At 54.3% G+C, this 13,701-nt stretch carries 12 protein-coding genes; 8 read left to right on the top strand and 4 right to left on the bottom strand.

From position 1 onward, the window contains the following. Positions 1-37 precede the first annotated feature (37 nt). Both CAP48_RS01905 and CAP48_RS01900 read left to right on the top strand, forming a co-directional pair. Positions 38-1,003 carry a tripartite tricarboxylate transporter substrate binding protein gene (locus tag CAP48_RS01905; RefSeq protein ID WP_100694310.1) on the top strand — a complete coding sequence of 322 codons (966 nt, stop codon included), beginning with the start codon at positions 38-40 and terminating at the stop codon, positions 1,001-1,003. Positions 1,004-1,143: 140 nt separating this feature from the next. Continuing rightward, the gene (locus tag CAP48_RS01900; protein WP_100694699.1) at positions 1,144-1,917 is read left to right on the top strand and encodes an enoyl-CoA hydratase/isomerase family protein; all 774 of its coding nucleotides are present in this window, start codon (positions 1,144-1,146) and stop codon (positions 1,915-1,917) included. Positions 1,918-1,989: 72 nt separating this feature from the next. Here the strand turns inward: CAP48_RS01900 and CAP48_RS01895 are convergent, their stop codons facing one another. Then, on the bottom strand, positions 1,990-2,871 hold the full coding sequence (locus tag CAP48_RS01895) for an NAD-dependent epimerase/dehydratase family protein (RefSeq protein WP_100694309.1): 882 nt from the start codon (positions 2,869-2,871) through the stop codon (positions 1,990-1,992). A 416-nt stretch (positions 2,872-3,287) separates the two neighbouring features. Between CAP48_RS01895 and CAP48_RS01890 the strand changes: the two genes are divergently transcribed. The 6 genes from CAP48_RS01890 (at position 3,288) to CAP48_RS01865 (ending at position 9,698) form a co-directional block, all read left to right on the top strand. Continuing rightward, complete coding sequence (locus CAP48_RS01890; RefSeq protein ID WP_100694308.1) at positions 3,288-4,259, top strand: tripartite tricarboxylate transporter substrate binding protein; 972 nt, start codon at positions 3,288-3,290, stop codon at positions 4,257-4,259. A gap of 24 nt (positions 4,260-4,283) precedes the next feature. Further along, complete coding sequence (locus CAP48_RS01885) at positions 4,284-5,471, top strand: acyl-CoA dehydrogenase family protein (protein WP_100694307.1); 1,188 nt, start codon at positions 4,284-4,286, stop codon at positions 5,469-5,471. A 17-nt stretch (positions 5,472-5,488) separates the two neighbouring features. Next, positions 5,489-6,211: an SDR family oxidoreductase gene (locus tag CAP48_RS01880; protein ID WP_100694306.1), complete on the top strand. Its 723-nt coding sequence runs from the start codon at positions 5,489-5,491 to the stop codon at positions 6,209-6,211. A 22-nt stretch (positions 6,212-6,233) separates the two neighbouring features. Next, positions 6,234-7,277 (top strand): cyclase family protein, encoded by a 1,044-nt coding sequence (locus CAP48_RS01875; RefSeq protein WP_100694305.1) that lies wholly within the window; start codon positions 6,234-6,236, stop codon positions 7,275-7,277. A gap of 1 nt (position 7,278) precedes the next feature. Next, on the top strand, positions 7,279-8,877 hold the full coding sequence (locus CAP48_RS01870; RefSeq protein WP_100694304.1) for an AMP-binding protein: 1,599 nt from the start codon (positions 7,279-7,281) through the stop codon (positions 8,875-8,877). Between the two features lie 62 nt (positions 8,878-8,939). Beyond that, positions 8,940-9,698 (top strand): GntR family transcriptional regulator, encoded by a 759-nt coding sequence (locus CAP48_RS01865; RefSeq protein WP_100694303.1) that lies wholly within the window; start codon positions 8,940-8,942, stop codon positions 9,696-9,698. A gap of 131 nt (positions 9,699-9,829) precedes the next feature. Here the strand turns inward: CAP48_RS01865 and CAP48_RS01860 are convergent, their stop codons facing one another. The 3 genes from CAP48_RS01860 to CAP48_RS01850 form a co-directional block, all read right to left on the bottom strand. Then, positions 9,830-10,828, bottom strand: coding sequence for a tripartite tricarboxylate transporter substrate binding protein (locus tag CAP48_RS01860; protein ID WP_100694302.1), 999 nt, complete (start codon positions 10,826-10,828; stop codon positions 9,830-9,832). Between the two features lie 84 nt (positions 10,829-10,912). Beyond that, positions 10,913-11,890, bottom strand: a complete 978-nt coding sequence (locus CAP48_RS01855; protein WP_100694301.1) for a tripartite tricarboxylate transporter substrate binding protein — start codon at positions 11,888-11,890, stop codon at positions 10,913-10,915. A 39-nt stretch (positions 11,891-11,929) separates the two neighbouring features. Then, on the bottom strand, positions 11,930-13,492 hold the full coding sequence (locus CAP48_RS01850) for an acetolactate synthase large subunit (protein WP_100694300.1): 1,563 nt from the start codon (positions 13,490-13,492) through the stop codon (positions 11,930-11,932). Between the last annotated feature and the right edge of the window lie 209 nt (positions 13,493-13,701).

The raw sequence follows: 13,701 nt of genomic DNA, 5'->3' as shown, positions 1-13,701 counted from the left end.
AATTCTCACATTTATCAAATTCAAAGGAGACATTGAAATGAAGAATGTATTGAAAAGTTGCATCCTGGGGGTTGCAGTGCTGGTATCTGCAGCGTCAACTGCACATGCAGCATATCCCGATAAGCCGATACGACTTGTGGTTCCTTATCCGCCGGGTTCAGGCACGGACACCGTTGCGAGATATATGGCATTGCAATTGGAAAAAAAACTCTCTCAAACCATCGTTGTAGAAAACAAAACGGGCGGGAATGCGATTATTGCAACTGAATCCGTAATTCGCAGCTCTCCAGATGGATATACGCTTTTATGGGCTGCGAATGGGCCGGTGACGACCAATGCTGCACTATACAAAAAGCTTTCATATGATCCCTTAAAGGACTTAAAGCCCGTTGCGCGAATCGCATACTCTCCTATGGGGCTCTATGTACCGAGTAGTTCCCCTTATCAATCAGTAACAGAACTCTTTGATGCAGGGAAAAAAGAGCCGAAATCGTTAAATTACGGTAGTGGTAGTGCAACTTACAATATTGCAACTGAATGGCTATTGTCGTTAGCCGGGGTTCAAGCTAACGCGATCAATTATCGCGGAAGCGCACCCACAGTCAGCGATGTGGCAGCAGGCAGAACCGATTTTACAACTGTGGAATATAGTGCCGCACTACCAATGGTACAAGCCGGAAAAGTCCGTCTGCTGGCCATGACCTCAGACAAACGTTTTCCCGCAGAGCCAGATACTCCGACTTTACAAGAATTAGGATATAAAGATTTCTTCCAGGTTGCCTGGTGGGGAATTTTTGCACCAAGCAACACGCCAGATAATATCGTTTCAAAATTGCAAGAAACGTCACTGGAGATTGTGAAAGAAAAAGAAACTGCCGAATGGTTAAAAAACAATAACTTTAGCGAGTTCCCTGGCGATGCAGATGAATTGAGAAAGTTCCAGGAGAGTGAAATTAATCGCGAATCGAGTTTGGTGAAAAAATTCGGGATCCCTCAATTGTAATTTGATGATTCGATGGATAGCGCTTAAATTCGCCTATCCATCAGTTTCAGTTGCGCTGCTGCATCCAGATGCCTGGCCGATCGGCCAGATCCCTTGATCATCTTCAGGTCTTCGAATCAATCTCAATGGGAGAGTATTTCGTGTCCATAGATTTTTATCTTGAAAAGAATGTGGCTACCATCACCATTAATAGGCCGGAGCGTATGAACGCGATGGACGCTGATCATTATTCGGGACTGTCGCAAGCCTGGACCCGGGTTAGAGACGATCCAGACGTGAGGGTGGCGATCATTACCGGGGCTGGTGACAAAGCGTTCTCAGCTGGGGCTGATCTGAAGTCATTTATAAGTCAGGAATCACCGCTGCCAGAACTGTTTTTAACACAAAAAGGACAACTACTTAATCGAGGGCTGGAGCTTTGGAAGCCAGTCGTTGCGGCAGTGAATGGATATTGTCTGGCAGGAGGGATGACTTTATTTTTGGCAACCGACCTGCGTGTGTGTGCTAAACATGCAACCTTTTCACTATCGGAAGTCAAGCGCGGTATTTTTCCTGCAAATGGCGGAACACAGCGCGTCGCTCAGCAATTGCCACATCCAATAGCGATGGAGTTGCTGTTGCTGGGTGATACCATCGATGCGGATACTGCGTTGCGCTGGGGACTGGTTAACAAAGTTGTCGAACCCGGCGATTTGATGAGCACTGCAATGGATTACGCGTTGCGACTCGCTGCCAATGCACCTCTGGCTGTCCAGGCGGCAAAAGAACTGGTGATTCGAAGTCGCGATATGGATTTGGCAACAGGCTTACGTTTAGAGCAAATGATGTTTCGTACATTGCAAGGGTCTCTGGATGCTGCTGAAGGACTGAACGCATTCGCCGAGAAGAGACAGCCTAGATTTAAAGGATGTTAGCGTTAGATTGCGCGTGTGATGAACGTGCCCGACCGCATGTTCCATGCTTTATGAGTCCTCGTTGATGCCGATTCATTGCAATAGTCCCGGGGCCCCCTTTCGTGTCGCTGATACCCCTTGCGCCGCATACCACTCAAGCGCATTCGGCCATTCAGGTGTCCAGCCGCTGGCTCGCAGCCGCGCGTTCGATAGCCGCTTGCCGCTGGGCGCCCGTAGTTGCCGGGTAGGTGAGGGCGCGCCCATCAGCTGCGCCAGCGCGTCGTATAACTGCGCTGTTGGCATGGGGCAATTATCCGTTCCTATGTAAAGTGGCTGGGGATTGGTCATCGTTAGCAAATGCGCACAGGCTCGTGCAGCATCGTCGATGTGAATCCGATTCGCCCAATGGCCAGGCCCGTCTGGCGCGGTGATTGTGCCAGCCTGCAGCCCTTTTAGCAATTGCAACCGCCCCGGGCCGTATAAGCCCGACAAACGCAGCGAGACCCCAGCGCCTGGCGATAACGACGCATGCAGCGCATCTTCGGCTTCCAGCAGCGAGATGGCCCGAAAGTTCGTGCGTTCAGCCGGAGTATTTTCGTCTACCCAATTATCGGACGGGCCCCAAACGGCAGAGGACGCCACTAATACACACCGTTGTAGCCGGTTCAGGCAACCGACGGGCAGGCTGTTTAGCAGCCTTGGCAGGCCAAGCGAGTACACCCCGGCGTAGTGTGCTTCGGTCCTGCTGTCTGGCGACGGGGCATACAGAATATGGGTGATCTCGGAGAATTCGCTCGCACTCAGGAAAGAGAGACTTTCCGGGTTCAGTAGATCGGCCTTGTGCCAGGAAATAGTGTCCTCGCGGGCAGGTGTCGCCGTGTTACGGCGCAGACCAATGCACTTCCAATGGGCCGGATCAAACAGCGTTGCTGTCCGTTCGCAGAGGTCACCACCTACCAGCAAAAGAGTATTCATATTGGTTACTTAATTACGTATGTGTTTAATTGTGGATGATTATTTTTCAGCAATTCAGATTTGATCAGAGTCACGCACTCAGGCCAGCCAGAGAATTGTTAACGTAGCAACTTTTGAGCAGTTCCACGTCCAGCTATTTTAACTGGCTTAAGTTAATAAGTAGGCGGCGTCACCCACTTGCGATAACCATATACATCATAAAAACATCATTACGAACCTTGCTTACGGGGCTAGGCCCTACTTTCTTGCTCCATAGATCAAACAGAAATAGTAAGCCACCATGCAACGTCTGTATTAGGGTAAATACTAGCTATACCTCTATACGTCTAGAAGTATAGACTATTAGTATATTAAGCCTTTGGCAGCTGGTTTTTGCAGAATCGTTGTATGGAAACGATCAAAATTGGAGACTATTTATGAAAGCGAACGTGGTTTTTTATGCAGCGGCAAACGTGCTTGCCCTTACCGGCCTGCTGTTTACACCTGCCGCGTCAGGCGCCGGCAAGAGCGATACCTACCCCGATAAACCGATTCAGCTCGTAGTGGGTTATGGCGCCGGTGGTGGAACCGACATGTGTTTCCGGGCGTTGGCGCAGGGCGCGGCAGAAAAGCTGGGCCAGTCCATCGTCGTGGAGAATAAGCCCGGGGCAGGTTCCTCACTATCCATTTCTTATATCGCACGGCAAAAGCCGGATGGCTATACATTGGCAGCGTTGTCTACCGGCGCAGTCCTGAACCAGTTTCTCGTCAAAAATATTTCATATGACGTACGCAAGGATTTGACGCCCATTGCGATGATGGCCCAATACCAGGTGGGCGTTTTGGTGCGCGCTGATTCTCCTTATCACAATATTGCGGATCTGATCGCGGCAGCGAAGAAAAAATCCATGACCTATAGCACCGCAGGGGTGGGTACGCCGCAACACCTGGCCATGGAAAAACTGGGTGCAACGACCGGTGGTCAGTGGATTCATACACCATATAAAAGCGGTATTGAAGCGTCAACCGGGCTGGTTCGTGGCGATGTCGATTTCATGACGCAGACGGCAGAATGGGCGCCGTATGTGCGCGATAAGCGTTTGCGGCTGCTCGCCGTTTTTACCAATAAACGCATAGACGAGTTCAATCAGGCGCCAACCATGCAGGAGGCGGGGTTCGATATTGTTGCGCCCAGCATTTTCGGACTGGTAGGCCCCAAAGGGATGGATCCGGCAATCGTGAGCAAACTTGATGATGCGTTTCATCATGCGATGTCCACTACCGCATTCAAAAATTGCGCAAATCAGTTCGGGCTTATGATCGACTATCGAAACGCAAGCGACTTCGCTCGCCATATTGACAATACCGCGGTTCAATGGGGGCCTGCAGCGGCAGAGCTCATGAAATAATTTATTTGATAAGACCAACTCGTAATGATTCAGAACGATATGTTTGACTGGCCGTTTTTTGATGACTCTCACCGGACACTGGGCCAGACGCTTGACCGCTGGTGTCAGGATAATTTACACGCGCTTGACCATGCCGATGACTTTACGGCCTGCCGCCAACGCGTGGCCGCTTTAGGCAAGGCCGGCTGGCTGCAATATTGTGTGCCCGCAGGAGAAAACGGCATGTGGGGCGGAGCCAGGCAGGACCTGGACTCCCGGTCCTTGTGCATCTTGCGTGAAACGCTGGCGCAATACGATGCCCTGGCCGATTTTTCGTTTGCCATGCAGGGGCTGGGGTCCGGTGCGATCAGTCTGGGTGGCAGTCGCGCCCTCCAGGATGCGTATCTACCTAAAGTGAGCAGCGGACAGGCTATTGCCGCGTTTGCCCTGTCGGAACCTGAGGCAGGGTCCGATGTGGCTGCGCTTTCGTGCCGGGCCGATGCCGATGGCAACGAGTATGTGTTAACGGGTCGTAAAACGTGGATATCCAACGGCGGTATTGCGGATTTTTACACGGTGTTTGCGCGAACGGGCCACGGATTGGGCGCTCGCGGGATTACCGCGTTCGTTGTGGATGCCGATACACCTGGCCTGCATATTGAAGAGAACATTCGCACGATCTCGCCGCATCCGCTGGCAACACTGCGTTTTGATGAGTGTCGGATTCCCGCGGACCGCATGTTGGGCAAACTCAATGAAGGGTTCAAGCTGGCCATGCGTACGCTGGATATTTTTCGCAGTTCGGTAGCCGCAGCTGCCAATGGTTTTGCGCGCCGTGCATTGCAAGAGGCGCTGAACTATGCCGGTGCGCGAAAAATGTTCAATCAGACACTGCTGGATTTTCAGCTCACTCAATCACATCTGGGAGAGATGGCAACTGAAATTGACAAAGCTGCGTTGCTCACTTATCGAGCCGCGTGGTTGCGAGATGTGAAGGGCGCTCGCACCACCAAGGAAACCGCGATGGCGAAAATGGCGGCGACTGAATCTGCGCAATGGGTGATTGATCGGGCGGTACAGATGCTGGGCGCCCGCGGTGTGGTCAGTGATAGTCCGGTTGAACGGCTCTATCGTGATATACGGGCACTGCGTATTTATGAAGGGGCTACAGAGGTTCAAAAGCTGATTATTGCGCGTGAGCTGATCAAGCAGCAGCAAACCGAAACACCATGAACTGATACGGAAAAAAGATGACGGAACAAAGAAAAGTCCTGGTTACAGGCGCAAGCAAAGGGATCGGCCGTGCGATCTGTCACCGGTTGCTCGACGATGGGTATGCCGTGACGGGCATTGCACGTACCAAGCCGTCAGACTGGCCGCAAGAAGCAGCGTTTGAACAGGTCGATCTTTCGGATCGCGCCCAGCTGTCAGATCTACTGGAAAAGCTGGCGCAAGAGCGCGCTTATTACGGGTTGGTCAACAATGTGGGTATCGTGCCAGCCGGTGACATCGAAAGCGTGAACTTTACCGACTTGCAGATGGCCGTGCAGCTTAATATTGAAGTGGCGATCGCGTGTACGCAGGCATTGCTGCCAGGAATGCGCGACCTGGGGGCAGGGCGTATTGTGAATATCAGTTCCCGGGCGGCGTTGGGCAAGACGAACCGCACGATTTACAGTTTGACCAAGGCCGGCTTGATTGGCGCGACACGAACCTGGGCGCTGGAGCTGGCAAACGCGGGGATCACGGTTAATGCGATTGCCCCTGGTCCGATCGCCACCGAATTTTTCAATAGCGTGAACAATGCCGACGATGCGGCAACGCGCAAGCTGTTGGCCGGCATTCCTGTGGGGCATATAGGCAAACCCGAGGATGTCGCGCATGCAGTCGCTTATTTTATTGACGAACGCTGCAGTTTTGTCACCGGGCAGACGCATTACGTTTGCGGCGGTGTGACGATTGGCGCTGCGTAGAGATACACCATAGGAGATGGGAATGCAACGATGGAAAAAGCGGCCGGAAGGCTCGAACTGGGGTGATTTCGGCCCAGATGATCAATTGGGACGAGTCAATTTACTGACTTCCGAGCAGGTGCTCAAAGGGGTAAAGGAAGTTCAGCAAGGCAAGGTTTTTTGCCTGTCGCTGCCGCTGGATATGCCTGGCGGGATGGTGCTGAACCCCAGACGCAAGCCGCCCCAATTGGCGGCGACCGAGAAAGATGGCGTTCCGTATATGAATTTCCCCATGGAAAATCTGGATTCAAGCGCCATTGATATTCTGAGCGATGACCAGGTCACGCTGTCGCTGCAATATTCAACGCAATGGGACGCACTTGCCCATGTGGGCGCCCAGTTCGACGTAGACGATACTGGCGCGCTGAGAAAAACCTACTATAACGGCTACCGTGGTGGCGAAGATATCCTGGATGCCGGCCATACCCACGAGGGCGACGACGGCGAAGGTGAATGCAATCACGGTATGGGCGCGTTGAAGCTGGGCGTAGAGAATTTTGCAGTCAAGGGCATGCAGGGGCGCGGCGTGCTGGTGGACTTTGTCAGGCATTACGGCCATGGACGCACCCTGATCGGCTACGAGCAGTTGATGGCGGTACTGGAAAAAGATGGTATCGAGATCGAACAGGGAGATATGCTGGTGTTGCGCACCGGTTTTGCCGAAACCGTCATGGAGATGGCCGGCGCGCCGGATGCGCAAGCGTTGCACGAGGCCGGCGCGGTGCTCAATGGTGCTGATTCACGGTTGCTGCAATGGATAACCGACAGCGGCATTGCATGTATTTGCGCAGACAATTATGCCGTCGAAGCGTATCCGGCGTTAAATGAGGGCGAGAAAAAATCGTTGCTGCCCTTGCACCACCATTGCCTGTTCAAGCTGGGCCTGCCATTGGCAGAGCTATGGTATCTGAAAGATCTGGCGCTCTGGCTGCAGGAACAGAATCGCTATCGCTTCCTGTTGACGGCTCCGCCACTGCGTCTGCCTGGCGCAGTCGGCTCTCCGGTGACCCCCATCGCGACGGTGTAGCATGACAATTGAAATGAAGACGTTTCATCAGTTGCTGGACCAACACCTGCGTGTGCGTCCCGCTTCAACGGCGTTATATGACGTAGACAAAGCGTTTAGCTTTCAGGATCTTCATGATGAGACCGACCGGGTTGCGCGGCTACTGGTGGCAAACGGCGCCCAGCCTGGCGAACGGCTGGCGCTATGGTTACCCACCTGCAGCGCCTGGGTGTCTGTGTTTTACGCCTGCGCGCGTCTGGGCATCACCGTGATTGCCATGAACACCCGGTTTCGCAGCCGGGAGGTGGCCGACCTGCTGTCCCGCGGGGAATGCCGCTGGCTCGTGCTCTGGCCTGGATTCAAGGACCTGGATTTTGGCGGAATTCTACAGGAAGTGGATACCGGTATTCTTGATACGCTCAAGGGCATTGTGGCTGTGGGCGATGCGGGCAAGCCCGACTGGCTGGGGGCGCCCGCGTGGCTGGACTATTCGGACGAGCCAGGTAAAGTCAGTCTTCCTGAACCCCCTGAAGGCACGGCGCCTGTGCTGGTCTACACCACCTCTGGAACGACTTCGCTACCCAAGCTCGTCTGGCATGACCAGCAGACGTTGCTCGGTCATGGCTACGAGGTGGCCAGGCGTTTTGATATGGCTGCCGGGGACATTTTGCTACTGGGGGCGCCGTTGTGCGGCGCATTCGGTTTCTCCAGCGCATTGGGCGCCATGTTCGCAGGGGCTGCCATGGTTTCCTCACCGGTTCTGGATCCCAAAGAATGTACAGAACAAATCAGGCAATTTAAGGTCACGCATACCTTTGCGAACAATGAATTGCTAAACAGGATTCTGGATTATGCGCAGCAGTCCGATGGCGATAACCCGCTTGCCAGCCTGAAGCTGGCCGGCTTTGCCAGTTTTGCGCCGTCCCTGGGCGACTTTCCGACGCGAGCGCAAAGTATGGGGATGACACTGGTCGGACTCTACGGTTCCAGCGAGATGCAGGCGCTGGTGGCCTCACAAGACGCCGACGCTTCCTTGGAGCAGCGCCAGTTGCCGGGTGGACGACTAACCAGTCCTGACGGCCGGGTGCGCGCCCGCGATACGCATACGGGCCAAGTGCTGCCACATGGTCAATTAGGCGAAATTGAAATCAAGGCGCCGAGCATGATGCGTGGTTATCTGAATAATCCCGAGGCGACGCGCGAGGCGATGGATAGCGACGGCTATTTTCGCACCGGTGACCTGGGTTATACCGTGAACGACCAGCATTTCATCTTTCAAGCCAGGAAGGGAGATTACTTGCGACTGGGTGGTTTTCTGGTGAATCCGCAGGAAGTGCAGGACTATATTGAATCCCTGGACGGCGTCAAATCGTGCCAGGTCGTTGGCGCCAGCTTACAGGGTAAGTCAGTGCCAGTGGCGTTTGTCATCGCGCATGAAGGGGCAAACCTGTCGGAGACCGGGATTATCGCGCATAGCCGACGTCAGCTTGCGGGTTTCAAAGTACCGAAGAAAGTTGTATTCGTGACGGACTTTCCTGTAGTTCAAAGCGCCAATTCCAATAAAATACAGCGAGGTGAACTGCAGAAGCAAGCACAGCAGCTCCTGGATACGCTGGCCTGACGGCGGCCGATCCGCAGACGCCAGGGTCAACCCGCGTCTGCGGCCTCCTTTTTTACCGGACTATGACAGATAAAACTTCCAATTACGCCGTACTGAGCCGTAGCAAGCAACCCATCTATCTCCAACTGGCCACTGAATTCCGACGCAGTATCGACGTCGGGCTCTGGCGTGTGGGTGACCAGATCCCGCCGTTGGAAGAGCTCATGCGTACCTATGAGGTATCTCGCATGACGATACGCAATGCCCTGGAGATTTTGGAGGCCGAACAATTGATCACTCGGAGCCGGGGTAGGGGAACTTTCGTTGAGCGGCGGCCGCCTCAGGTCAGTGAACTGCAGTTGCCCACCACCTGGCAGGAAGCCGTGGCGCTCAGCGATGTGCTGGGCACGCACAGCATTACAGAGTCTGAAGGGACTATCACACAATTGCCGGATATGGGCATGCAATGTCGCGCACAGCCGGCCAAGTCCTATAAACATTTGTGTCGGCTGCATAGCAGGAACAATGTGCCGTATTGCTATAGCGAAGTGTACGTTGACATGGCGCTGTTTCAGCAATATGAAGATAACTTCCTGAGTCATGCCGCCGCATCAGTCATTGCCCGTATTCCGGGTTTGCATGTCGATGAATCCCGACAGAGCCTGGCAATTATCAACGCCGGATTCGTCTCCGCCAATGCATTGCAACTGGCGGCGGGCGAGAGCGTTGCTGAGGTAAAGCGTCTGGCCTGCGCTAATGATGTGATTATTTACTATGCGCGGTTGGAGTTTCCGACCCGGTATGTCAAGCTTGAGTTGGATTTGCTTGCGGGCGAGCGCTGATTTTTATTGTTTTTTTATGCGTTTGCCAGCACAGTCTGAGCCATCCGGACAGGCACAATCAGAGCCTTCAGAACCACAAGGCAGGCCGGGGATCGGCAAACGCCGGCTGACCGGCGTTCGTTCTATCACGTTTATTGCGGCTCAACCCCAGCTGCGGTAATCACCTGTTTCCATCCCTTACGTTGTTTCTCAATGAATTTGCGCGCTTCGGGCAGCGTCATCGGCGGCACGGGGATCGAGGCGTTTTGTTCCATTAGTGTTGAAAACTCCGGTGTGCGGATCAGTTCATCGACCGCTGCATGCAGCTTTTCGACTACGGGTGGCGGTGTGCCTGCCGGTGCAAACAAGCCTTTCCAGGACCAGGGTGAAATTTGGTCGAACGCGCTGAAGCCCAGCTCGCTCAAGGTGGGCACGTCCGGTAAAAAAGCAAGGCGTCTTGCGGACAGTACGGCTAACGGTTTCAGCGTGCCGGCCTTGACCTGGGGATAGGCGGTGATTGCCGTGTCAAAGACGGTATCGACCTGTCCGCCGATAACGGCAGTCAGGGCCGGGCTGCTTCCGTTGAACGGGGCGTGAACCATGGTTGGCAAGCCCGCGGCCTTTTGAAAGGCGGCGCCGGCCAAATGGGTCGAATTACCCATCCCGGCCGAAGAATAACTGACTTTGTCCGGATTGGCTTTACCGTATGCGATGAAATCCTTGACCGAATTGATTTTGGCGTCTTTTTTTACCACCATCAGGAACGGAAATTCGGAAACAATCGCGACTGGCTGAAGCGACGTTGCCGGATCGTAGGGCAGGCTTTTGTATAGATACTGGCTTGCGGTAATGTCGGTACCGCCGATCAGTAATGTATATCCATCTGGCTTGGCGCGTGCAACATATGCATTTCCAATAGTGCCGGCCGCGCCCGGACGATTTTCCACAATCGCTGGCACAGAGAATTTTTTATGCAGATGTTGGGCGATCATGCGCCCGATCTGGTCGGTAGATCCGCCCGCAGCAAACGGCACGACGATCACAATTGGTTTATCTGGAAAGGTATTTGCTGATTCGGCTGCATGCAGTGCTGGGGCGGGGGTTGATAATGCACACACGACACCGAGTTGAACGATTTTGGTCAATTTCATACTTCAGGTCCTCCTGAGAGCGGCAATAAAAGGGCAGCGCACGTAAAGTGCGAGTTGAAAAGTTGCGGATGAAGCGTTGTGATGCTATTGAATCTTGATGTTTTGTTCTTTAACGATTTTTCCCCAGCGCGCCTGCTCGGCATCAAGGTATTGTTCCAGCCTGGCGGGGGAGCCGCCTTCGGCAAAGGCGCCAATCGTGGCGAAATGCGCTTTGATCTCGGGATCTTCCAAGGCGGTGGTGAAATCTTTGGAGATTTTCTGGATGGTCTGTTCTGGCGTTTCGCCCGCAGCAAAGATGCCGAACCATGCCGCTGCTTCGTAACCGGGCAGCCCCTGTTCCGCTATGGTCGGCACGTCGGGTAGCCAGGGAAGTCGCTTGGCCGACGTCACGCCAAGCGCACGAACACGACCGGACTGAATATGCGGCAAGGCGCCGTTATCGAACATCAGGTCAAGCCTGCCTGCAATCAAATCCTGGTGCGCGGCTGCACTCCCTTTGTAAGGCACATGCAGGAAATCGACGCCTGTCATACTACTGAATAGTTCGCCCGCCAGATGCGTAAAAGTGGCGGTGCCGGCTGAACCAAACACAAGCGGTTTAGGGGCGGCTTTGGCTTTGGCAAGGAATTCCTGCACATTATTGGCGCCGAAATCCGGGTACGTGATAAACACGCCGGGTACGGTCGATAGCAGCGTGACCGGAATCAGATCCTTGCGGGTGTCGTACGGCAACGAGGACAACAGCATCGGATTGAGCACATACGGCATGGCGGTAAGGAGCAGCGTATAGCCATCGGGTTTGGATTTTGCCACTTCACTACTGGCGATGACCGTATTGCCGCCCGGCTTGTTTTCTACCACTACCGGTTGTTCCCAAATTTCCGACAACTTTTTCGCGACAATTCGCGCTTGTGAATCGGTAGTCCCGCCTGGCGGGTAGGCAACAACAAGCGTCACCGGACGAGCCGGGAACGCCGCAGGCTGCGCGCTGGCGGTGGCTGCGCAAAATGCGGTGGCCAGCGCCAGAACAGACAACCTGAATCTGTTCTTTTTTAATTGCATACTTTGTCTCCTTAATATGTGTTGCTTCTTTTTTGTTTTTTAAATCAGCGCCTCAATCAACAAGGGGCCATCTTGCTGCAAACTCCGATTCAATGCGGCATTGAATCCCTCCATCGAGTCTGTCCGGAGCCCTTCCACGCCATGGCCCCGAGCCAGCGCGACCCAGTCCAGTTCAGGATGGTTCAGGTTGAGCATCCTCTGGGCGCTCGGTCCGGGCTCGCTTCCCTTCATCTGATCAAGCTCCCCTCGCAAAATCTGATACTTCCGATTTGCGCAGATGATGACGGTAATGTTCAGATTTTCGCGCGCCATCGACCATAATGCTTGCACGGTATACATGGCAGAGCCGTCTCCCACGATGGCGACGACTCGTCTGTCTGGGCAGGCAACGGCGGCGCCGACTGCGGCGGGCAAGCCATACCCAATGGATCCGCCAGGAATTTCCAGCCAGTCGTGTGGCTCCGCCTGTGGCATGCAGTCACGCAATTGCCGGCCTGTGGTGATCGCCTCGTCCACCACGATACAGTTGGCAGGAAGCTGCAAGGCAAGAGATTGGCTGATACCCAGCGATGTAATGGGGCCGGTTGGCAAATCAAAATCCGGCTTCAGGTCCGATAGTGGGGCGGGCTGCTGTGCGAGACCCAGGCGATCGGCCAGTTGCGTCAAAGCGTTCGACATGTCTTCGGAGGATTGCGCCAGCGTCATGATGGTGCAGTCGGGCCGGGTCAGGAAACGCGGCATATCTGGATAGGCGAAAAATGCAACGGGCGCTTGTGCACCCACAAGAATAAGCAATTGGATATCATGCAGGGACTCCAGCGCGCCCTTGATCGGATAGGGCATTTGCGGCACATTGACTCTCCCGCGGCCACATTCCGAACGGGCGTTCTTGGTCTCGGCCAATAAGCGGCAGCCCAGGTGTTGCGCAATTTTGCCTGCAATCTCGGTCGTTTGCGTTCGCATTGCCCGTCCGCCCAGCAAAATGGCGGTATTGGACGGGTTGATGTTTTTGTCGGCGAGCGCCTTGGCAATCGTTTCAATGACTTCGTCGGCAACGTATGGCTTGGGACGAGCCTGGGGCAATTGCGTGCGTGGCGCATGGGTGGTTTGCCACGCCACATCCGCCGGCAGGATCACGGATGCGATGCGGCCTGGTTGCTGTCGCGCCTGATCAATCGCCGCCGCCGTGTCCTGGCTGGCCCTGTCCAGGGCCGTAATGGTGCGGGTCCAGTGCGAAACGGGGCCGGCGACCCCTTCGATGTCGGAGGTAAGCGGGGCGTCGTTAGAAATATGATCCAGCGCGTGTTGCCCGATGATGTTGATGACGCCCGAACCGGCCCGGCGCGCATTATGCAGGTTTGCCCAACCGTTACCAAGACCCGGCCCCAGATGCAACAGCGTTGCAGCAGGTCGGTCGGCCATTCGATAATAGCCATCCGCAGCGCCGGTTGCCACCCCTTCGAACAGCCCCAGTACGCAACGCATGCGGGGCTGGGTATCGAGCGCAGCGACAAAATGCATTTCGGAAGTGCCTGGATTGGCAAAGCAGACATCAACGTCGTGATCCAGCAATGTATTTACGATAGCTTCAGAACCATTCATTTTCAACCTTTGTCAAAACGTCATCAATAACAGGGACCCCGGATAAGCGAGGGGCAGATGCGTGTCCGTATCGCGCAAAAGGGGAACCGTATTTATAAAAAATCAAATTTCTTGACACCGAATTATTCTTTCGAATAACATACCAGCCACATAGTATTCTTTGAAAAGAGGAAAGTCAACATGATTTTGAATGCGCTGGTAGCGAAGGT

It is taken from the genome of Advenella sp. S44 (genome assembly GCF_002810445.1).
In the GTDB taxonomy this organism is placed as follows: Bacteria; Pseudomonadota; Gammaproteobacteria; order Burkholderiales; family Burkholderiaceae_B; genus Advenella.
The sequence above is the reverse complement of the archived record's forward strand: the minus strand, read 5'-3'. Positions and strand labels throughout refer to the sequence as shown.

Excerpts from the sequence above, each read along its gene's own strand:
- CAP48_RS01870 (WP_100694304.1), top strand. The coding sequence starts at position 7,279 with ATGACAATTGAAATGAAGACGTTTCATCAGTTGCTGGACCAACACCTG.
- CAP48_RS01880 (WP_100694306.1), top strand. The coding sequence starts at position 5,489 with ATGACGGAACAAAGAAAAGTCCTGGTTACAGGCGCAAGCAAAGGGATC.
- CAP48_RS01855 (WP_100694301.1), bottom strand. The coding sequence starts at position 11,890 with ATGCAATTAAAAAAGAACAGATTCAGGTTGTCTGTTCTGGCGCTGGCC.
- CAP48_RS01850 (WP_100694300.1), bottom strand. The coding sequence starts at position 13,492 with ATGAATGGTTCTGAAGCTATCGTAAATACATTGCTGGATCACGACGTT.
- CAP48_RS01860 (WP_100694302.1), bottom strand. The coding sequence starts at position 10,828 with ATGAAATTGACCAAAATCGTTCAACTCGGTGTCGTGTGTGCATTATCA.
- CAP48_RS01865 (WP_100694303.1), top strand. The coding sequence starts at position 8,940 with ATGACAGATAAAACTTCCAATTACGCCGTACTGAGCCGTAGCAAGCAA.
- CAP48_RS01875 (WP_100694305.1), top strand. The coding sequence starts at position 6,234 with ATGCAACGATGGAAAAAGCGGCCGGAAGGCTCGAACTGGGGTGATTTC.
- CAP48_RS01885 (WP_100694307.1), top strand. The coding sequence starts at position 4,284 with ATGATTCAGAACGATATGTTTGACTGGCCGTTTTTTGATGACTCTCAC.
- CAP48_RS01905 (WP_100694310.1), top strand. The coding sequence starts at position 38 with ATGAAGAATGTATTGAAAAGTTGCATCCTGGGGGTTGCAGTGCTGGTA.
- CAP48_RS01890 (WP_100694308.1), top strand. The coding sequence starts at position 3,288 with ATGAAAGCGAACGTGGTTTTTTATGCAGCGGCAAACGTGCTTGCCCTT.
- CAP48_RS01895 (WP_100694309.1), bottom strand. The coding sequence starts at position 2,871 with ATGAATACTCTTTTGCTGGTAGGTGGTGACCTCTGCGAACGGACAGCA.